An 18904-nucleotide genomic window follows, 5' to 3' on the forward strand; every position below is an offset into this window, starting at 1 on the left:
ACGGCCGCATCAATTATATGCAGCCAATCAGAAAAAATCCTTATTGATCAAGGAAACTACGCATTTTCCGGCTGCGGCTGGGATGCTTCAGCTTGCGCAGCGCCTTCGCCTCGATCTGCCGAATACGTTCGCGCGTCACGGAGAACTGCTGGCCCACTTCCTCCAGCGTATGATCAGTGTTCATGCCGATGCCAAAGCGCATGCGCAGCACCCGCTCCTCACGCGGAGTGAGTGAGGCGAGAACGCGTGTCACCGTCTCCTTCAGGTTCGCCTGAATGGCGGCGTCAACTGGAATGATCGCGTTCTTGTCCTCAATGAAATCGCCCAGATGCGAATCTTCCTCGTCACCGATGGGTGTTTCGAGGGAGATCGGCTCTTTGGCGATCTTCATTACTTTGCGCACTTTTTCGAGCGGCATGGACAAACGTTCGGCCATTTCCTCGGGCGTGGGCTCGCGGCCCTGTTCGTGGAGGAATTGGCGGGACGTGCGAACCAGCTTGTTGATCGTTTCGATCATGTGGACCGGAATGCGGATCGTCCGGGCCTGATCGGCAATCGAGCGCGTGATTGCCTGCCGAATCCACCAGGTCGCGTAGGTCGAGAATTTATAGCCTCGACGATATTCGAATTTATCCACGGCCTTCATGAGACCGATATTGCCTTCCTGGATTAAGTCCAGGAATTGCAGGCCGCGATTGGTGTATTTCTTGGCAATGGAGATCACGAGGCGAAGGTTCGCTTCCACCATTTCCTTCTTGGCGATGCGGGCCTCGCGTTCGCCTTTTTGCACCATGTTGACGATGCGGCGGAATTCAGAGAGCGACATGCCGGTCGCCTGGGCAATCTCGGAGATTTCTGCGCGGATACGATCTACGGCGCCCACCTCCTGTTGCGCGAAGGCGGCCCATTTCTTGTCCAGCGTAGCGACTTTTTCCAGCCAGCCTTCGTCCAGTTCATGATCCACATATTCATGTAGGAAGGATGCGCGCGGCACCTTATGCCGCTCGGCAAGGCGCAGCATCTGCCCGCCAAGCGCGGTCAGCCGCCGGTTATAGGCATAGAGCTGGTCGACCAGATATTCGATCTTGGCGCCGTGGAATTGTACGCTTTCGACCTCTGCGGTCAGGTCTTCGCGCAGCTTCTGATATTTGTCTTCCTCTGATTTGGGGAAGTCATTACCTGCGCCAAGAGCGTCAAGCCGCAGCGCCTGCACCCGAGAAAATTTCTTGAAAAGCTCGGTGATGGCGGCGAATTTTTCCAGCGCGCCTGGCTTTAGCAGTTCCTCCATCGCAGCGAGCGACAGGGTGTTGTCTTCATCGTCGTCATCATCGCCGGTGGTCCGGGCGCGACGCTCGGTCATGGAGTCCTCTTCGTCCTCCTCTTCGGCCTCTTCCTCTATATCCTCTTCTTCCTTGTAGGTGGGGCCGGCGGTTTTCTCACTGATTTCGCCGTCGTCCTCCGCACCTTCCTCAAGGCTTTCGGGAGCCGGGTCCTTCGACAGCATGGCGTCGAGATCCAGGATCTCACGCAGCTGCATTTCGCCATTGTTAAGGGCCGTGGACCATTCGATAATTGCGTGGAAGGTGATCGGGCTTTCGCACAGACCAAGGATCATTGTATCGCGACCGGCTTCGATGCGTTTCGCAATGGCGATTTCGCCTTCGCGGCTCAGTAATTCGACAGCCCCCATTTCGCGCAGGTACATACGCACGGGGTCGTCCGTCCGGTCGACGGTTTCTTTCTTTTTCTCGGGAACGGAGCGGGATGAGCCATCGTCATCCTCCTCCTCGGCAGCGTCGATGGTATCGCCTTCATCGTCCTGGGCTTCTTCGCCCTCTTCGCTCGCTTCTTCGTTCTCGACGATATTGACGCCCATGTCGTTGAGCGCCGACATGACGTCTTCAATCTGTTCGGAGGACATCTGGTCCTGCGGCAGGGCGTCGTTCAATTCGTCATAAGTGATATAACCGCGCTTCTTGGCGCGGCTGATCAGTTTTTTTACCGATGCTTCGTTGAGATCGAGAAGCGGTGCATCGCCGCTGTCGAGTTCGTCGGTCTGAGTCTTATTCGCCTTGCTCGCCATCTATTCGCCCTACAAACTTCTCTAACGTCTCACATACGTCATATATTATCGTCAGGCTGCATCAGGTCGGCGAGCCGTCGTTCATGTTCAGCCTTCATTTCACGGAGCTTCTGTTGTTCCGTGAAACTCACCTCATCCAACGTCTCACTCATCCTGCGCGTTGCATCAGCCAACGCGCTTTCGATTTCCGGTCCAGCCACCATGACCCGAATGGCTTCGCCCAGATCGCGACGGGCGCGGCTGGGATCAGCATCCTTGCGGGTGAAGGTGAAATTCAGCGCATCGGCCCGAAGCAGCCCTCTCGCCATATTATACAATTCACCTTGCCCCAATATGGTAAGGAGGGCATCGGTATCAAGTATTTCCTGCTGCATTGCCGAGGAAAGCAAAAATTCCATCAGCGCCTGCATTTGGGCGTCGGCGATATAAAGGTGGGACAGCTCCTCCATATGGGCTCTGATCTCGCCTGGATAGCGGAGCAGGCCGCTGATGACGCCGTTCAGCAATATGCCTTCAAGGCCGGCGGTCCCGATCGCGCGAACCTCTCCGGATAGAGGCTCAGGGAAAGGGCGGAAGTCGCCCTTTTTCCAGGGTTTCCGGGGCTGAAATGACGGCGCAGGAACGCTCTGCCTGCGCCTGAAGAAGAGGGCGTCGATCCGTTCGCGGAAGGCCTGCGCATAAAGCACGCGGATATCGTCATGGCCGATCTGAGCCGCGATGTCGCGGAGCCGCTGTTTCAGGCCGGCGCGCTGCTCGGGCGTGTCGAGCGGGCCGCTCCCCACCTCATGTTTCCAGAGGCGTTCGACCAGTGGTTCGGCGTTTTGGAGAACAGCTTCGAAAGCGGCGGGTCCTTGCGCGCGGACCAGATCGTCAGGGTCCTGCCCAGGGGCAAGCGTCGCAAAGGCAAGACTATGGCCAGGGCGTAGGAGGGGCAGGGCGCGCATGGCGGCGCGGATGCCGGCCTTTTGTCCTGCCGAATCGCCATCGAAGCAGAGAACGGGGACTTCCACCATTTTCCACAACCGTTCGATCTGATGCTCAGTAAGTGCGGTGCCCAGCGGGGCGACGCTTTCCTTGAAGCCGGCCTGGGAAAGGGCAATGACATCCATATAGCCTTCCACCACGATCACCCGCCCGGTTTGCCGGGACGCAGGGGAAGCGCGGTCGAGATTGTAGAGCGTACGCCCCTTGTCGAAGAGCGGCGTGTCCGGCGAGTTCAGATATTTGGGCTCGCCCGCGCCCAGAATGCGCCCGCCAAAGGCGATCACACGGCCGCGGGCGTCGCGGATTGGAATCATCAGGCGGCCCCGGAAGCGGTCGTAACTGTCGCGCTTTTTGCGGGTGTCGCTATCCGACTCGGCCCCGTCCGGGTCGATCAGGAGTCCGGCTTCGACGAGGCGTAACTCGCCATGGCTTTTCAATGATTCCTTCAGGCGTCCACGCGCATCAGGAGAATAGCCGAAGCCGAAATTTTTAAGCGTGACATCACTGATCCCCCGTCGCTTCAGATATTCGCGCGCCTCTTGTCCCTCGATGCCTTGGAGTTGTTCGACGAACCAGTCCTGAGCTGCGGCCATGACCTCATGAAGGGTTGCGGCCTCCTCCGCCTTTTTGGCGGCGCGCAGGTCCGGGGCGGGGACTTCCATGCCGGCATTGGCCGCGAGTTCCTTCACCGCCTCCATGAAGGGCAGGCCGCGATGGTCGGTCATCCAGCGAATAACGTCCCCATGCGCGCCGCAGCCGAAGCAGTGGTAGAAGCCCTTTTCGTCGTTGATCGTGAAGCTGGGCGTCTTCTCGTTATGGAAGGGGCAGCATGCCTTATATTCGCGGCCCGCCTTCTGGACCTTCACCGTCTTGCCGATGAGCGTAGAAAGGGTGGTGCGGGCGCGGAGTTCGTCGAGGAATTGAGGAGAGAGGGACATTAAATATCTCCCCTCCCGCCTGCGGGAGGGGCTGGGGGTGGGCTTGAACCGATCAATGCCTCACAAATGATTTCCAGGACTCCTTCCGTCCGCCCCATCACATCATTGTTCCAGAAGCGCAGGACGCGAAATCCTTCCCGCTCGATAAAGGCCGTGCGTCTTCTGTCCTCCTCAAGCATTTGCCCGTGCTGGCCGCCATCCAGTTCAATAACCAGCCTAGCTTCCCTGCACATAAAATCGCAAATAAATGGTCCGACGGGCATTTGGCGGCTGAATTTGTAGCCTTCGAGCTGGCGTTTGCGGAGAAATTTCCAGAGGTGCCATTCCGCCTCGGTGGCGTTGTTGCGGAGTTCCTGAGCTCGCGTGGTTGGGCGGCGGTATGTTTTGTCGTTGCCTTGCAATGCCCACCCCCGACCCCTCCCGCAAGCGGGAGGGGAGATTTAGCTTAACGCCGCCTTCACCAGTCCGCTCGCCTTGCTCATATCAAGCTGCGTGCCGTGGCGTTCCTTCAGCACCGCCATGACCTTGCCCATGTCCTTGACCGATGACGCCTCCAATTCCGCTTTGATCGCCTCGATTGCCACGCGCGTTTCTTCTTCGCTCATTTGCGTAGGAAGAAAGCTTTCGATCACGTCCAGTTCCGCCTGCTCCTTGGCGGCGAGTTCGGCTCTTCCGCCCTGCTCGTACATCGCTATTGATTCGCGGCGCTGCTTCACCATCTTCTGTAAGACATCGGTCACCAGCACATCGTCCTCTGGCACCTGAGAAGCAGTGCGCAGTTCGATGTCCCGATCCTTGATCTTTGCAAGGATCAGCCGCACGGCGGCCAACCTTGCCTTGTCCCCGGCCTTCATCGCGGTGGTCTGGGCAGATTTGATCTCGTCGCGAATCATCGGGCGCTTTCATCCTCTTGTCTGGAAAGATACAGCTATAGCGGCATAATTCTGGTTTTAATAGGATTGACCCGGGGGCATCGGCAGCCTAGTTCCGCGTCCGTTTAGCCTGTTAAATGCGGGCATGCCCAGGACAAGAAAAAGGATCAAGCCATGGCGAGCGCCAAATCCCTGACCGTGCCCGATGGAGCAACAGGGGTATTGGTTCTGGCGGACGGTACAGTCCTGTTCGGCCGAGGCTTTGGGGCCGTGGGTGAGGCCGCAGGCGAGTTGTGCTTCAACACCGCCATGACCGGTTATCAGGAGGTGATGACGGACCCGAGCTATGCCGGGCAGATCATCAACTTCACTTTCCCCCATATCGGCAATGTCGGCACCAACCTGGACGATGTAGAGGCAGATGCGCCCCATGCGTTTGGATGCATCGTGCGCGAGGATGTGACCGCGCCCTCCAACTTCCGCAATGTGCAGCCCTTTGACGAGTGGATGAAGGCGAATGGCCGGATCGGGCTGGCGGGGATCGATACCCGGGCGCTGACGCGGCGGATAAGGCTGTCGGGCGCGCCTAATGCGGTGATCGCGCATGATCCGCAGGGGCGGTTCGATCTCGACGCGCTGCTAGACAAGGCGATGAGCTGGCCGGGACTGGAGGGCATGGACCTTGCCATCGAGGTGACGGGCAAGGAAACGCGGCTGTGGAAGGACGGCGTCTGGCGGTTGGGATTTGGTTATGGGGTCGGTGAGGCGAGCGAGGAGCGCCCCCACGTCGTCGCCATCGACTATGGCGCGAAGCGGAACATCTTCCGCAATCTCGTGCGCGCAGGAGCGAAGGTGACGGTGCTGCCCGCTACCGCGAGCTTTGACGACATCATTGCGCAAAAGCCCGCTGGCGTGTTCCTTTCCAACGGACCGGGCGATCCGGCGGCGACTGGCGAATATGCCGTGCCGGTGATCCGCAAGCTGCTTGATGCCGATATGCCGATCTTCGGCATCTGCCTCGGCCACCAGCTCCTTGCGTTGGCTGCAGGGGCGAAGACGGTGAAGATGTTCCAGGGCCATCGCGGCGCGAACCATCCGGTGAAAAGGCTGGAGGACGGCGCGGTCGAGATCACGTCGATGAACCACGGCTTTGCGGTCGATACCGATACGTTGCCGGGGAATGTGAGGGCGACGCATGTGTCGCTCTTCGACGGCAGCAATTGCGGGATTGAGTTGACCGACAAGCGCGCGTTTTCGGTGCAGTACCACCCCGAAGCCTCTCCGGGGCCGCAGGACAGTTTCTATTTGTTCCAGCGGTTTGTGAAGGGGTTGGGAGCTAGGTGAAATGACAACTAATGAGATCATTAATCTTAGCGCGATTTTGGCTGGACCAATATTTGCGGTTGTCATCACATTGTGGTGGCAACACCGCCAACGTAAGCATGAAATGCGCTTTAAGCTGGCGCAGACGATTTGGGACACTCACCACGATTCCACCCAAGCTGAATTTTCTGCAGCAATTAGGGCTATACCGATAATCTTTAATAAGGACGCGAAAGTAAGGTCGGCTTGGAAGGGGTTTATGGGAAATGTAAACCAGAAGCCGTCGACAGGAAATGAGGGCAGTCACGAGCAGGATTTTGTGGACCGTAAGCATGACCTTATTTTGGCTCTCTCAAACGCAGTGGACCTAAACGTCACCGAAAGAGAGATTAGGGACAGTGTTTACGTGGCATCAGCCTATACCGATATGTCCAATCTTATGAAGCGTTCCTACGAGGCTCAGGTCAGAATTGCAGAAGCTCTTGAGAACAATAATCGCCTTATAGAGCAATCTCTGCACAACTCCTCGAATAGACAAGGCCAATAATGCCCAAAAGAACTGACATCTCCTCCATCCTCATCATTGGCGCGGGTCCGATCATCATCGGGCAGGCGTGCGAATTCGATTATTCGGGTACGCAGGCGTGCAAGGCGCTGAAGGAGGAGGGTTATCGGATCATCCTGGTCAACTCCAACCCGGCAACGATCATGACCGATCCGGACATGGCGGACGCGACCTATGTGGAGCCGATCACGCCGGAGATTGTAGCGAAGATCATTGAGAAGGAGCGCCCCGACGCCGTGCTGCCGACCATGGGCGGGCAGACGGCGCTGAATACCGCGCTGGCTCTCTTCAATGACGGCACGCTGGAGAAATATGGCTGCCAGATGATCGGCGCGGATGCGGAGGCGATCGACAAGGCCGAGGACCGGCTGAAGTTTCGGGACGCGATGGACAAAATCGGTTTGGAATCCGCACGCTCGCGCATTGCGCATACGCTTGAAGAGGCGATGGAGGCGCTTGAGTTCACGGGCCTCCCAGCGATCATCCGTCCGAGCTTCACCATGGGCGGCACCGGGGGCGGCGTTGCGTATAATCGCGACGAGTTCGTGCAGATCGTGACCAGCGGGCTTGATGCTTCGCCTACCACCGAAGTGCTGATCGAGGAGTCGCTCCTGGGCTGGAAGGAATATGAGATGGAGGTGGTGCGCGACCGGCACGACAACGCCATCATTATCTGTTCCATTGAGAATATCGATCCGATGGGCGTCCATACCGGCGACAGCATCACCGTTGCACCCGCGCTGACGCTGACGGACAAGGAATATCAGATCATGCGCAACGCCAGCATCGCTGTGCTGCGCGAAATCGGGGTGGAGACGGGCGGGTCGAACGTACAGTTCGCGGTGAACCCGAAGGACGGCCGCCTGATCGTCATCGAGATGAACCCACGCGTGTCGCGGTCCTCCGCGCTGGCGTCGAAGGCGACGGGCTTTCCGATTGCCAAGGTCGCTGCGAAGCTGGCGGTCGGCTACACGCTCGACGAGATCGAGAATGACATTACCGGCGCGACCCCGGCGTCGTTCGAGCCGACTATCGACTATGTCGTGACCAAGATCCCGCGCTTCGCCTTTGAAAAGTTCAAGGGCGCCGAACCGCTGCTCGGCACCGCAATGAAGTCGGTGGGCGAGGTGATGGCCATTGGGCGCAATATCCATGAATCGATGCAGAAAGCGCTGCGGGGTCTTGAGACCGGCTTGTCGGGTTTCAACTTTGTCGAGCGCCTGCAAGGTGCGTCGAAGGACGATATAATCGCGGAATTAGCGCGACCGACGCCTGAGCGCCTGCTGGTCGCCGCGCAGGCATTGCGCGAGGGGTTGACGATTGAGGAAGTTCACGCCGTCGCCAAATATGATCCCTGGTTCCTTGAGCGGATCAAGGAAATCGTCGATGCCGAGGATGAGATTTGCGCGAACGGGCTGCCGCAGGATACGGATGGCTTGCGCCGTTTGAAAGCCATGGGCTTTTCCGACAAGCGGCTTGCCTATCTTTCGCTGCAATCGGCCAATCTGCCAAAGGGTACGCGCCGGGCTGTGGCGCGTGGATCCGGCCTGATCCACGAGACTATCCGCGCCATGACCGGTGGGGTTACCGAAGCGGAAGTGCGCGCGCTGCGTCACCGCCTGGGAGTGCGTCCGGTGTTCAAGCGGATCGACACGTGCGCCGCCGAATTCGAGGCGCGCACCCCGTACATGTATTCGACATATGAAGCCCCAAGCTTCGGCGAGCCGGAGAATGAGGCGCAGCCAAGCGACCGGAAGAAGATCGTGATCCTGGGTGGTGGCCCCAACCGGATCGGGCAAGGGATCGAGTTCGACTATTGCTGCTGCCATGCCTGCTTTGCGCTGGATGAGGCGGGTTATGAGACGATCATGATCAACTGTAACCCGGAAACGGTTTCCACCGACTATGACACGTCGGACCGGCTCTATTTCGAGCCGCTGACGGCTGAGGATGTGCTGGAGATCCTGGACGTCGAACGTTCGAAGGGTGAACTGGTCGGGGTGATTGTCCAGTTTGGCGGTCAGACGCCGTTGAAGCTGGCGCAGGCGCTGGAGGATGCGGGTATTCCGATCCTCGGGACCTCGCCGGACGCCATCGATCTGGCTGAGGATCGCGAGCGGTTCGCGCGTCTCGTCAATCAGCTCAAACTGAAACAGCCGCAAAACGGTATCGCCCGCAGCCGCGACGAAGCCATCGCTGTTGCGAACCGCATCGGTTATCCGGTGCTGATCCGCCCATCCTATGTGCTCGGTGGCCGGGCAATGGAAATTGTGGACGGCGAAAGCCAGCTCGACGACTATATTGCGACGGCTGTTCAGGTGTCGGGCGACAGTCCAGTCCTGATCGACCGCTATCTGCGTGATGCAATCGAGGTCGACGTGGATGCGCTCTGCGACGGCAGCGATGTCATCGTGGCCGGCGTATTGCAGCATATCGAGGAAGCGGGCGTCCATTCTGGCGACAGCGCCTGCTCGCTGCCGCCGTACAGCCTCTCCTCTTCGGTCATTGCTGAAATCGAACGGCAGACCGAGGCGCTGGCACGCGGCCTGAACGTGCTGGGTCTCATGAATATTCAGTTCGCGGTGAAGGATGGCGAGGTGTACCTCATCGAGGTCAATCCGCGTGCGAGCCGCACCGTGCCTTTCGTCGCCAAGGCCATCGGCGCGCCAATCGCCAAGATCGCCGCGCGGGTGATGGCCGGTGAAAAGCTGAAGGACCTTCCGGCGATCAATCGACATATCGAGCATATCGCGGTGAAGGAAGCCGTTTTCCCCTTTGGCCGTTTTCCCGGGACCGACCCGGTATTGTCCCCCGAAATGAAATCTACAGGGGAGGTGATGGGTATTGACGGCAATTTCGCTACGGCCTTCGCCAAGTCGCAGCTTGCCGCAGGCGTTACCCTGCCGCAATCGGGTAAGATCTTCATTTCCGTGAAGGACAGTGACAAGCCTATAATCCTTCCGGCGGCGCGCAAGATCGCAGACCTGGGCTTTACCATCGTTGCAACGGGCGGCACCGCACGTTTCCTGGTCGAAGAAGGTCTGAAGGTCGAAGAAGTCAACAAGGTGGCGCAGGGACGACCGCATATCGTCGACCGCATCAAGGATGGCGGCATCGACCTTATCTTCAACACGACGGAGGGCTGGCAGTCTTTGAAAGACAGCCAATCGATCCGGGCATCTGCGCTCAACATGAAAATTCCTTCCTTTACAACGGCGGCAGGAAGTGTTGCAGCCGTGGAGGCGATCGAGGCTCTGCGTGGACGAACTCTTGAAGTACGGCCGCTGCAATCCTATTATGACAGTTCGCACGCTTGATTTCCGACAATCCTGTCACGCTGCGGCGGCCTTTCGACTGGACCGCTTGAAGAGAATTTTGACGAAGGAACGCTTGTATGGCGACCGTTGAGAAGATGCCGATGCTCGCCGAGGGCTATGAAAAGCTGACGGCGCAGCTTCGCGCATTGAAGGAAGAGCGGCCAAAGATTGTCGATGCGATCGAAGAAGCCCGGGCGCACGGGGACCTTTCCGAAAATGCGGAATATCATGCGGCCAAGGAACGTCAGGGTCAGGTGGAAGCAACCATTGGCGATCTTGAAGACAAGCTGTCCCGCGCTCAAATAATTGATCCCAAGACCTTGTCGGGGGACAAGATCGTGTTTGGCGCGACTGTCACCCTTCTCGACGAGGATGAGAAGCCGGTAACCTATCAGATTGTCGGTCAGGCTGAAGCTGACGCCAAGTCAGGTCGAATCAGCTACAATAGCCCGCTCGGACGGGCGCTGATCGGCCGTAAGGTCGATGACGAGGTAGAGGTGACAGTTCCTTCCGGCGACCGCTTTTATCTCGTATCCAAGATCGAGTTCATTTGAACGCTGCTGCGATATGGCCTGATTTCACTTGGACTCCTGCGCGGGCAGGCATCCAGATAAGCCAAAGCATCACTTGTGATTCCGGGGCCTGCATTTGCAGGAGCGCAGGGGCGGCTGATAGTGAACATTCCTGATGGAAAAACGACGAACTGGCTGGGCGGCGCAATCGCGACGGCTTTCATATTGTCCTTTTTTCTGTGGGGTATCGACTATTCGGCCGTCTTTGGCGGTTTCATTCCCCTGCGCGCAAGCGGAGGGCTTGCTGTTCCGGGCGGGGTGCCGGTCTGGCTGACACCTCTGACTGCTGCTTTCCTGCACGCAGGGCTACTGCACCTGTCGCTCAATATGGTGATGCTGCTTTTCTGCGGTCGCTTTGTGGAAAAGGTGCTGGGAGGAAAGCTGCTACTGCTGCTGTTTCTAATCGGCGCTTATGCCGCCGCGGCGACTGAGTTTCTGTTCCATCCGAGCTCGGACAATCCTATGATTGGAGCAAGTGGCGCTATTTCAGCCATTATCGGCACCTATGCGCTGCTTTTCAGCCAGCAGGAGGTGAGGGCGATCGGGTTTTTGTCGGCCAATGCGGTCCGCATTCTCTGGCTCGCGGCTGCGTGGACCATTATCCAGATCATGATCGGTATCGTGAGTTTGGGCGGTATTGGCCGAATTGCCATCGGCGCCCATATTGGCGGCTTTGTCGCCGGATTGCTGCTCACCAAGCCAATGGTTTACGCGCGGTTCAAGCAGCGGAAATAGGCCGCCAATCGAAAGTGACTGCTCTCACTCCGTTCAGCGCACCTTACAGCAAGCCAGTGATCAGCATCAATGCCCGTGGGGTCAACCCAACGTCGCGCTCTATCTCTATTTGCCACCAGGCTCCAGCAAGCGGTGCAGATGCACGACGACATATTTCATTTCGGCATCGTCGACGGTTCGCTGCGCTGCAGAGCGCCAAGCTTTTTCGGCGCTCGCATAGTCGGGAAATACCCCGACAAGGTCGATCTTGCTCAGGTCTTCAAACTCCAGCGTCATGGGGTCCTTGACCCGACCGCCCATAACAAGATGCATTTTGCTCACTCGCCAACCTTTCGCGTGGAAAGTGCTCCGGTAGCAGCGAACGTCGAACCGGCCAAGACGGGTCATGATCGAATTAACGCAAAGATATAAGTTCTGGCTAATCCTTGCGGCGAAGCGTTTCCGCAGCGCTCTTGCCCGCCGAACTTACGACGTCGCCCGCCTTTTCGATAAGGCCGCTGATCTTTTCCTTGGCGCGCTCCACATTGGCAAGTTCGGTGAGCTTGGCCTTCGCCGCTTCCGTGTCGATATCGCCAATTTTGTCCTTGATCCTGCCGCCGGCCTTGACGAGTTCGTCGGATGCGGTCGCCCCGGCACTTTTGGCCGCTAACAGACTGGCGGTCAGTGCCGCTGCGGCTCGGCCGCCACCTTTCGCTGCTTTGGGCAATAACGCGCCCAAAAGCGCGCCTACGACCAAACCTCCGGCCACTACGGCAAGAGGATTTTCCTGAAGCATCTTTGTGCCTCGCTCTTTGGCCACTTCGACGGCTTCACGCGAAGCATCATAAGCAACCGCAGCATTTTCCCGAGCGATTGCGGTCTTCTCACTCGCATAGTCCCGCGCGCGACTGAACTTGTCGCCAAGTTGATTGCTCATTGATCGTCTCCCGAATTTCTGCGTGCTTGCCAAGCATTCGATAGGGAAGCTTTCGCCTTCCTTGTAAGTGCGGCTAAAGGCCTGCGAAATACAAGGCCAAGGACGATAGCCAGAGCGCCGCCCGTGACGAAAGGATGGCTGCGCGCAGAGTGCGCAGCTGCCTGTCGCGTACCATGTGCCGCTTCGCTGACCTTGCGTTCCAGGTCCTGCTTAAGGGCGCTTGGATGCAGGCGATGGCGGGCGCGCTCAAGGGCCAGCAGAAAGCTGCTGCGCGCCAACTCGGCCTCTGTTTCCGCCCTGCGGTAGGCGGGGCTGCGTGGAATGAGCTTCATGGCCGTCCTTCTCCGTTCAAGCGCCGGAAGCGGCTCCGGGCCATGACCAAAAACAGGAGGGCCGCAGCCAGAGCCACGCCCACGACGACGGCTGTGGCTCCCCAAGCGCTGATTAGCGGGGTCAAGGCGATGATCAGGCCGACCATCAATGCTACCGACGCCGCCAAAACAAGAAAGGCCGCCATCGCGACCAGCGCCGCGATGTTGCGGAACTCCAGCCCGATTTCGGCTGCGCGTATCTTCTGCCGGTTAAATTCGGCTTGCGCATAGCCTTTGCCGCTCTCGGCAAGGCGGGATAGCACTTCGCCGATTCCTTCATCGGGCGGCGCGGCCTGATCATGCTGTTCGTACAAAATGCTACCCCGTAAAGCGTATCAGGCCTCTTCGGTTTCGGCCTCTGGCGTCTTGGACGATTTCGCCAGGCGCATCAGAACGAAGCCGACCACAGCCGCGGTGCCGATGGCGACCGCAGGGCTTTTGCGGACGAAGTCGCGGGCGTCAGAGACCAGTTCGTCAATATCCTTGCGGTCGAGCGTTGCAGCCGCCCCGGCAATCGCCTCCGCAGCATAGCGGGCATAATCGCCATATTGGCTACCAAGCTTGTCGTCGAGATTGCCCGCGGTGTCGTTGATCAGTTTGGACAAGCCCTGCATGGCGGAGCCCGCCTTGGCCTTGCCGGTGACCGCGGCGGAGCGGGCAGTCTTGGCGGCCTGGGTCTTGAGCACGTCGGCCTGTTCGCGCAGCTTCTCCCTTGAAGGAAGCGTGGACCTTTGACCTGTCGCTGCCTTGCTTGATGCGGTGCGCTTGCGGGGTTCCGCGACGGCCGTCCGTTCGGCGACCACGGGAGCCACAGCCTTTTTGCGCCCGGTAGGTGTGGTCATAGTGGACTTCGCCGCAGTCTTACGAGGGGCCCTGGGCTTTGCCGGTGGGGTATCAGCCATGTCGGATCCTTTCCATGAGCGGGTGGGGTTTTTAGCGGTTCGGGAATCTAACCCATGGGCCAAACAGTAGTTCCGTTTGCGCAATCATAACAGGAAAATCCGATGCTGAGCGCGCAAAATCGCAGCGCCATTGCCATGCCGATGGTTGCCGGTTAAGGCGCGCGCAGAAACTTGCCCCATCGAACGGAGAACCGCCATGACCGCCATTCTCGACATTCACGCCCGCCAAATTCTGGACAGCCGCGGCAATCCTACCGTCGAAGTTGACGTGATGTTGGAAGACGGCGGGTTCGGCCGCGCCGCCGTGCCGTCCGGCGCTTCCACCGGCGCTTATGAGGCAGTGGAAAAGCGCGACGGCGACACCAGCAAATATTTGGGCAAGGGAGTGCTGCAGGCGATCGAGGCGGTGAATAGCGAAATCGCCGAAGCCATTATCGGTCTTGAAGCGGAAGATCAGGGCGAAGTCGATGCGGCCATGATTGAGCTGGATGGGACGGAGAACAAGAGCCGCCTGGGCGCCAACGCCATTTTGGGCGTCAGCTTGGCGACGGCGAAGGCGGCGGCGGACAGCAGGGGGCTTCCGCTTTACCGTTATGTCGGCGGCGTGTCGGCGCATGTGCTGCCGGTGCCGATGATGAACATCATCAATGGCGGTGAGCATGCCGATAACCCCATCGACTTTCAGGAATTCATGGTCATGCCGGTGGGTGCCGCAAGCTTGGCCGAAGCAGTGCGTTGGGGCGCGGAGATTTTCCACACGCTGAAGAAGGGGCTGCATGAAAAGGGTCTCGCCACCGCCGTGGGCGACGAGGGCGGCTTTGCCCCCGCGCTGGCCTCCACGACCGATGCGCTCGATTTCATCATGGCTTCCGTCGAAAAGGCTGGATTCAAACCCGGCGACGATGTGGTGCTGGCGCTGGATTGCGCCTCGACCGAGTTCTTCAAGAACGGAAAATACGAAATGGCGGGGGAGGGCAAGACCCTGACACCTGCTGAAATGACCGACTATCTGGCGGACCTTTGTGCACGCTACCCGATCAAGTCGATCGAGGATGGCATGGCGGAAGATGATTTTGAGGGCTGGAAGCTGCTCACCGATCGCATCGGCGGCAGTGTTCAGCTGGTGGGCGATGACCTTTTCGTCACGAACCCAAAGCGCCTTTCCATGGGTATCGGCAAAGGTCTTGCCAACTCGCTGCTGGTGAAGGTGAACCAGATCGGTACATTAACCGAGACCCTGGCGGCGGTCTCGATGGCGCAGCGCGCTTCTTACACCGCCGTGATGTCGCATCGGTCGGGAGAGACCGAGGACGCGACCATTGCCGATCTCGCGGTCGCCACAAATTGCGGTCAGATCAAGACGGGCAGCCTGGCCCGTTCCGACCGGCTCGCCAAATACAACCAACTTATTCGGATCGAGGAAGAATTGGGCAGCGTTGCCGCTTATGCAGGCCGATCCATCTTCAACTGACGAGAAAGCCGGCCGAATTACCGGCGATGGAGGAATGAAAAGTGCTCCTGTTGGTGCAGGGGCACACTCTATTATAGCGTCCGGCCGTGCCCTGGCCCTTCAATCCAGCGCAAAATCGCGGGCGAACCACGATTCTCCTTGCAACCGAATCGGCCGTGTGATTCTATTTAACCATGGCGCAAATAGCGAAACTCAGAATTCTTTTAATGTCGGCCTTTGGGCCGGCGTTCGCAATTGTGCTTCTGGCCTTGTTTGCAGGCTATGCCGTGCTTGGTTCCAACGGGATTCTGGCTTGGGGCGATTACACCCAAACGCTTCAGGAGCGGCGGCAGGAACTGGCACTGGTTCAGGCGGAGCGTAATCGATTGAAGAACCGGGTGGATCGTCTCGATCCCCGTCATGTCGATCCCGACCTTGTGGACGAACTCGTTCGTCGCGAACTCAATGTGACGCATCCTGACGAGGTTATCGTCCCGCTGCGCTAAATGTATGGCGTTCGTGCAGGTTTACGGCCCGGATCATGCACCTATATTTCACCTGATTCCGCTCGGCCGAATGTGGCGGTGAACTTAAGGAATGTCAGTCTTTCGTCGCTGGCTGCGCACCAAATAGGCAATATTTCAGTCTTCATTTGGAACATTCTTACGGAATCGCCCGGCGGCCACCCCACCCGTTGCTTCGCCGGTTTTTCGCTCCTATAGGGGATGTCCCCAGTGAAAGCATAAAAGGAAAAATTCCTTGGCCAAAGCTTCATCGCCGCGAACCAACAAGGGCACAGCATCCGCCCGGAAATCGGCTCCTCCCGCGACCCCCAATCGTGAACGTCCGGAAGATCCTGTCGATTATCAAGCGACGAAGGAAGAATTGCTGGAATTTTACCGGCAAATGTTGCTGATCCGGCGCTTTGAAGAAAAGGCGGGGCAACTTTACGGACTAGGTCTGATTGGCGGCTTTTGTCACCTTTATATCGGGCAGGAAGCAGTGGCGGTGGGCCTGCAATCCGCACTGGAAGTGGGTAAGGACAGTGTTATCACGGGTTACCGCGATCATGGGCACATGCTCGCCTATGGCATTGATCCCAAGGTCATCATGGCCGAACTGACGGGGCGCGCCGCCGGCATTTCGAAGGGTAAGGGCGGTTCGATGCACATGTTCTCGGTCGAACATGGCTTCTATGGCGGCCACGGCATCGTCGGTGCGCAGGTGTCACTGGGCACGGGTCTGGGCTTTTCCCATAAGTACAAGAATGACGGCGGCGTGTGCGTCGCTTATTTCGGTGACGGCGCGGCCAATCAGGGCCAGGTCTATGAGAGCTTCAACATGGCGGAGCTGTGGAAGCTTCCCATCATCTTCGTTATCGAGAACAACCAATATGCGATGGGCACGTCGGTCAACCGTTCGTCAGCGGAAGATCAGCTTTATCGCCGTGGCGAAAGCTTTCGCATTCCCGGTCTCCAGGTGAACGGAATGGATGTGCTGGCCGTGCGAGGGGCGGCCGAGGCTGCCCTGAAATGGGTGCGTGCAGGCAAGGGGCCGGTGCTGCTGGAGCTTAAAACCTATCGGTATCGCGGCCATTCCATGTCGGATCCGGCAAAATACCGTTCGCGCGAAGAGGTTCAGTCCATGCGCGACAAATCCGATCCGATCGAGGGGTTGAAGCCAGCACTTCTGAAGGCGGGCGTGTCCGAAGACGAATTGAAGACGTTAGAAAAGGAAATTCGCAAGATCGTGGCCGATTCCGCCGATTTTGCCGAAAGCTCGCCGGAACCCGATTTGTCCGAACTCTATACCGAAGTGCTGGTGGAGCAATATTGATGGCGATCGAACTGAAAATGCCGGCGCTATCGCCCACGATGGAAGAAGGCACGCTCGCAAAATGGCTGGTGAAGGAAGGCGATGAGGTCTCCTCTGGCGACATCCTTGCAGAAATAGAAACCGACAAGGCGACGATGGAGTTCGAGGCAGTGGATGAGGGCGTAGTTTCGAAGATCCTCGTCCCCGAAGGCACCGGCAATGTGAAGGTCGGCACCGTGATTGCCGTCATCGCCGGTGAGGATGGCGAGAACGAAGCGCCGGCTCCGAAGGCCAATGGAAGCGCGGCCGCCGCTCCCGTGGTTAAGGAAGAAGCGCCCAAGGCAGCCGCTCCCAAAGCGGCAGAACGCTCTTCGGCCGCACCCAAAAGCGATCCCGAGCTGAGCGAAGGCACGGAGCTTGTCGCGCAGACCGTCCGCGAAGCGTTGCGGGACGCAATGGCCGAGGAAATGCGCGCCGACGGCCGCGTCTTTATCATGGGTGAGGAAGTCGCCGAATATCAGGGCGCTTACAAAGTTACTCAGGGCTTGCTCGAAGAATTCGGGGCCCAGCGCGTCATCGATACGCCGATCACGGAATATGGCTTTGCCGGTGTCGGCGCGGGTGCGGCCATGGGCGGCCTGCGCCCCGTCATCGAGTTCATGACCTTCAATTTCGCCATGCAGGCGATCGACCACATCATCAACTCCGCGGCGAAAACCAATTATATGTCGGGCGGCCAGATGCGTTGCCCCATCGTGTTTCGCGGGCCCAATGGCGCCGCAAGCCGGGTTGGCGCGCAGCACAGCCAGAATTATGGTCCCTGGTATGCCGCTGTTCCCGGCCTGATCGTCATTGCGCCCTATGACGCCGCCGACGCGAAGGGATTGCTCAAGGCTGCCATCCGTAGCGAGGATCCGGTGGTGTTCCTCGAAAACGAGCTGCTTTACGGCCGTTCCTTTGACGTGCCGAAGCTGGACGATTACGTCCTGCCCATCGGTAAGGCGCGGATCGTGAAGCCGGGCAAGGATGTCACCATCGTCAGCTATTCCATCGGCGTCGGCCTGGCGCTGGAAGCGGCGGAAATGCTGGCCAAGGAGGGCATCGACGCCGAAGTCATCGACCTGCGCACCCTGCGCCCGCTCGACAAGGCGAGCGTTCTGGAAAGCCTCAAAAAGACCAACCGCTTGGTCGTGGTCGAAGAAGGCTGGCCAGTCTGCTCCATCGCCAGCGAAATCTCCGCCATCTGCATGGAAGAAGCCTTCGACTGGCTCGACGCCCCCGTCATGCGCGTGACGAACGAGGACGTACCGCTACCCTATGCGGCGAACCTGGAGAAAGCGGCGCTGGTGAACAGCAGCCGTGTGGTCGAGGCGGTGAAGAAGGTTTGTTATCGCTAGCTGGCAGAAAGAGAAAGCAGCAACGGTTGTCTAGGTGCATAAAGCTTTGGCGCTATCCGATAGGTTACTTGCGTTCTTCATGCTTTGATCTGTGCGCTCACGAACAACAAAAGCGCTGTTGTAGCGTATGGTTTTCGCACCAAAAAGCTTGTTCGAGATCAACGGTTGATAATCGTAAATGACCTCAGCAAATATGACGGCAGAACCGTCCATTGCGGTTACTTCATTACCTGCCGGCCCCATACCGTCAGCAAGGGTCGAGCCGGTCTCTCCATCGCCGGATGCTCCATATGAGGATGCATAGTCACCGTCACCATAGCAACGTTGCCAGCGAATATACTGGCCTTCGTCCGCTCCAGTAAGTCCATTAGGCTCAAGGCTGGAAAGGATGATTCGGCCATTAGCGGTGAAGTCGATGCTTTCACCGATCATATCTGCTCCGGTTAACGCCTCATTGATATCAGTTTCATCTATGGAAGACCGAACGCGCGAAGCGTTATCTGCCACTTGCATGGCTATCTGGCTGACCTGCATGTGTGCTTGTGCAAGATGAGCGGCCTCGAGCCCATATAGTCCAAGGCTGGTCAGTACGGGCAGGGAATATGCGAATTCAATGAGCGCCAGGCCGGACATGTCATGCCGGAGACGCGTCATCCAAATTGTA

General features: G+C 58.4%; 19 protein-coding genes. 9 read left to right on the forward strand and 10 right to left on the reverse strand.

Going from position 1 to position 18904, the window contains the following annotated elements:
• Positions 1–40: 40 nt before the first annotated feature.
• From rpoD to HNQ99_RS01615, 4 genes are read right to left on the reverse strand one after another with little or no spacing between them, the layout of a single operon-like run.
• Positions 41–2083, reverse strand: coding sequence for an RNA polymerase sigma factor RpoD (gene rpoD, locus HNQ99_RS01600; RefSeq protein WP_184473878.1), 2043 nt, complete (start codon positions 2081–2083; stop codon positions 41–43).
• 38 nt (positions 2084–2121) lie between these two features.
• Positions 2122–4005, reverse strand: a complete 1884-nt coding sequence (gene dnaG / locus HNQ99_RS01605; protein WP_184473879.1) for a DNA primase — start codon at positions 4003–4005, stop codon at positions 2122–2124.
• Positions 4005–4406 carry an endonuclease domain-containing protein gene (locus tag HNQ99_RS01610; protein WP_184473880.1) on the reverse strand — a complete coding sequence of 134 codons (402 nt, stop codon included), beginning with the start codon at positions 4404–4406 and terminating at the stop codon, positions 4005–4007. Before HNQ99_RS01610 ends, dnaG begins: the two co-directional genes overlap by 1 nt.
• A gap of 39 nt (positions 4407–4445) precedes the next feature.
• Positions 4446–4898: a GatB/YqeY domain-containing protein gene (locus HNQ99_RS01615; RefSeq protein ID WP_184473881.1), complete on the reverse strand. Its 453-nt coding sequence runs from the start codon at positions 4896–4898 to the stop codon at positions 4446–4448.
• Between the two features lie 153 nt (positions 4899–5051).
• Between HNQ99_RS01615 and carA the strand changes: the two genes are divergently transcribed.
• The 5 genes from carA to HNQ99_RS01640 all read left to right on the forward strand — a co-directional run bounded on the left by carA (position 5052) and on the right by HNQ99_RS01640 (position 11389).
• Entirely contained in the window at positions 5052–6221 is a 1170-nt protein-coding gene (gene carA / locus HNQ99_RS01620) for a glutamine-hydrolyzing carbamoyl-phosphate synthase small subunit (RefSeq protein ID WP_184473882.1), read from the forward strand.
• 1 nt (position 6222) lies between these two features.
• Positions 6223–6747 carry a DUF6680 family protein gene (locus HNQ99_RS01625; RefSeq protein WP_184473883.1) on the forward strand — a complete coding sequence of 175 codons (525 nt, stop codon included), beginning with the start codon at positions 6223–6225 and terminating at the stop codon, positions 6745–6747.
• Positions 6747–10082, forward strand: coding sequence for a carbamoyl-phosphate synthase large subunit (carB, locus tag HNQ99_RS01630; protein ID WP_184473884.1), 3336 nt, complete (start codon positions 6747–6749; stop codon positions 10080–10082). The genes HNQ99_RS01625 and carB overlap by 1 nt, the downstream gene beginning before the upstream one ends.
• Positions 10083–10159: 77 nt before the next feature.
• Entirely contained in the window at positions 10160–10636 is a 477-nt protein-coding gene (gene greA, locus HNQ99_RS01635) for a transcription elongation factor GreA (protein WP_184473885.1), read from the forward strand.
• A 120-nt stretch (positions 10637–10756) separates the two neighbouring features.
• On the forward strand, positions 10757–11389 hold the full coding sequence (locus tag HNQ99_RS01640; protein ID WP_322790290.1) for a rhomboid family intramembrane serine protease: 633 nt from the start codon (positions 10757–10759) through the stop codon (positions 11387–11389).
• A gap of 105 nt (positions 11390–11494) precedes the next feature.
• On the opposite strand, the gene HNQ99_RS01645 is transcribed toward HNQ99_RS01640, so the two are convergent.
• The 5 genes from HNQ99_RS01645 to HNQ99_RS01665 all read right to left on the reverse strand — a co-directional run bounded on the left by HNQ99_RS01645 (position 11495) and on the right by HNQ99_RS01665 (position 13578).
• The gene (locus tag HNQ99_RS01645) at positions 11495–11710 is read right to left on the reverse strand and encodes a DUF4170 domain-containing protein (protein WP_184473886.1); all 216 of its coding nucleotides are present in this window, start codon (positions 11708–11710) and stop codon (positions 11495–11497) included.
• A gap of 97 nt (positions 11711–11807) precedes the next feature.
• Complete coding sequence (locus HNQ99_RS01650; RefSeq protein WP_184473887.1) at positions 11808–12305, reverse strand: hypothetical protein; 498 nt, start codon at positions 12303–12305, stop codon at positions 11808–11810.
• The gene (locus HNQ99_RS01655; RefSeq protein WP_184473888.1) at positions 12302–12637 is read right to left on the reverse strand and encodes a hypothetical protein; all 336 of its coding nucleotides are present in this window, start codon (positions 12635–12637) and stop codon (positions 12302–12304) included. Before HNQ99_RS01655 ends, HNQ99_RS01650 begins: the two co-directional genes overlap by 4 nt.
• Positions 12634–12990 carry a phage holin family protein gene (locus HNQ99_RS01660; RefSeq protein ID WP_184473889.1) on the reverse strand — a complete coding sequence of 119 codons (357 nt, stop codon included), beginning with the start codon at positions 12988–12990 and terminating at the stop codon, positions 12634–12636. Before HNQ99_RS01660 ends, HNQ99_RS01655 begins: the two co-directional genes overlap by 4 nt.
• A gap of 21 nt (positions 12991–13011) precedes the next feature.
• A complete protein-coding gene (locus HNQ99_RS01665) occupies positions 13012–13578 on the reverse strand; it encodes a hypothetical protein (protein WP_184473890.1) in 567 nt (188 codons plus the stop codon).
• A 196-nt stretch (positions 13579–13774) separates the two neighbouring features.
• Here HNQ99_RS01665 and eno point away from each other — a divergent pair, with 196 nt between their 5' ends.
• The 4 genes from eno (at position 13775) to HNQ99_RS01685 (ending at position 18240) form a co-directional block, all read left to right on the forward strand.
• The gene (eno, locus tag HNQ99_RS01670; protein ID WP_184473891.1) at positions 13775–15049 is read left to right on the forward strand and encodes a phosphopyruvate hydratase; all 1275 of its coding nucleotides are present in this window, start codon (positions 13775–13777) and stop codon (positions 15047–15049) included.
• Between the two features lie 173 nt (positions 15050–15222).
• Complete coding sequence (locus HNQ99_RS01675; RefSeq protein ID WP_184473892.1) at positions 15223–15534, forward strand: FtsB family cell division protein; 312 nt, start codon at positions 15223–15225, stop codon at positions 15532–15534.
• Positions 15535–15787: 253 nt separating this feature from the next.
• On the forward strand, positions 15788–16864 hold the full coding sequence (gene pdhA / locus HNQ99_RS01680) for a pyruvate dehydrogenase (acetyl-transferring) E1 component subunit alpha (RefSeq protein WP_184473893.1): 1077 nt from the start codon (positions 15788–15790) through the stop codon (positions 16862–16864).
• Positions 16864–18240 carry a pyruvate dehydrogenase complex E1 component subunit beta gene (locus HNQ99_RS01685; protein ID WP_184473894.1) on the forward strand — a complete coding sequence of 459 codons (1377 nt, stop codon included), beginning with the start codon at positions 16864–16866 and terminating at the stop codon, positions 18238–18240. The genes pdhA and HNQ99_RS01685 overlap by 1 nt, the downstream gene beginning before the upstream one ends.
• 30 nt (positions 18241–18270) lie before the next feature.
• On the opposite strand, the gene HNQ99_RS01690 is transcribed toward HNQ99_RS01685, so the two are convergent.
• A complete protein-coding gene (locus HNQ99_RS01690) occupies positions 18271–18873 on the reverse strand; it encodes a TadE/TadG family type IV pilus assembly protein (RefSeq protein WP_246414325.1) in 603 nt (200 codons plus the stop codon).
• Positions 18874–18904 lie beyond the last annotated feature (31 nt).

Source organism: Rhizorhapis suberifaciens (assembly GCF_014200045.1).
In the GTDB taxonomy this organism is placed as follows: domain Bacteria; phylum Pseudomonadota; class Alphaproteobacteria; order Sphingomonadales; family Sphingomonadaceae; genus Rhizorhapis; species Rhizorhapis suberifaciens.

What these genes read in the sequence shown, in the direction of transcription:
- rpoD (WP_184473878.1), bottom strand. Translation starts at nt 2,083, where the DNA reads ATGGCGAGCAAGGCGAATAAGACTCAGACCGACGAACTCGACAGCGGC.
- dnaG (WP_184473879.1), bottom strand. Translation starts at nt 4,005, where the DNA reads ATGTCCCTCTCTCCTCAATTCCTCGACGAACTCCGCGCCCGCACCACC.
- HNQ99_RS01615 (WP_184473881.1), bottom strand. Translation starts at nt 4,898, where the DNA reads ATGATTCGCGACGAGATCAAATCTGCCCAGACCACCGCGATGAAGGCC.
- carA (WP_184473882.1), top strand. Translation starts at nt 5,052, where the DNA reads ATGGCGAGCGCCAAATCCCTGACCGTGCCCGATGGAGCAACAGGGGTA.
- HNQ99_RS01625 (WP_184473883.1), top strand. Translation starts at nt 6,223, where the DNA reads ATGACAACTAATGAGATCATTAATCTTAGCGCGATTTTGGCTGGACCA.
- carB (WP_184473884.1), top strand. Translation starts at nt 6,747, where the DNA reads ATGCCCAAAAGAACTGACATCTCCTCCATCCTCATCATTGGCGCGGGT.
- greA (WP_184473885.1), top strand. Translation starts at nt 10,160, where the DNA reads ATGGCGACCGTTGAGAAGATGCCGATGCTCGCCGAGGGCTATGAAAAG.
- HNQ99_RS01650 (WP_184473887.1), bottom strand. Translation starts at nt 12,305, where the DNA reads ATGAGCAATCAACTTGGCGACAAGTTCAGTCGCGCGCGGGACTATGCG.
- HNQ99_RS01655 (WP_184473888.1), bottom strand. Translation starts at nt 12,637, where the DNA reads ATGAAGCTCATTCCACGCAGCCCCGCCTACCGCAGGGCGGAAACAGAG.
- HNQ99_RS01665 (WP_184473890.1), bottom strand. Translation starts at nt 13,578, where the DNA reads ATGGCTGATACCCCACCGGCAAAGCCCAGGGCCCCTCGTAAGACTGCG.
- eno (WP_184473891.1), top strand. Translation starts at nt 13,775, where the DNA reads ATGACCGCCATTCTCGACATTCACGCCCGCCAAATTCTGGACAGCCGC.
- HNQ99_RS01675 (WP_184473892.1), top strand. Translation starts at nt 15,223, where the DNA reads ATGGCGCAAATAGCGAAACTCAGAATTCTTTTAATGTCGGCCTTTGGG.
- HNQ99_RS01685 (WP_184473894.1), top strand. Translation starts at nt 16,864, where the DNA reads ATGGCGATCGAACTGAAAATGCCGGCGCTATCGCCCACGATGGAAGAA.
- HNQ99_RS01690 (WP_246414325.1), bottom strand. Translation starts at nt 18,873, where the DNA reads ATGTCCGGCCTGGCGCTCATTGAATTCGCATATTCCCTGCCCGTACTG.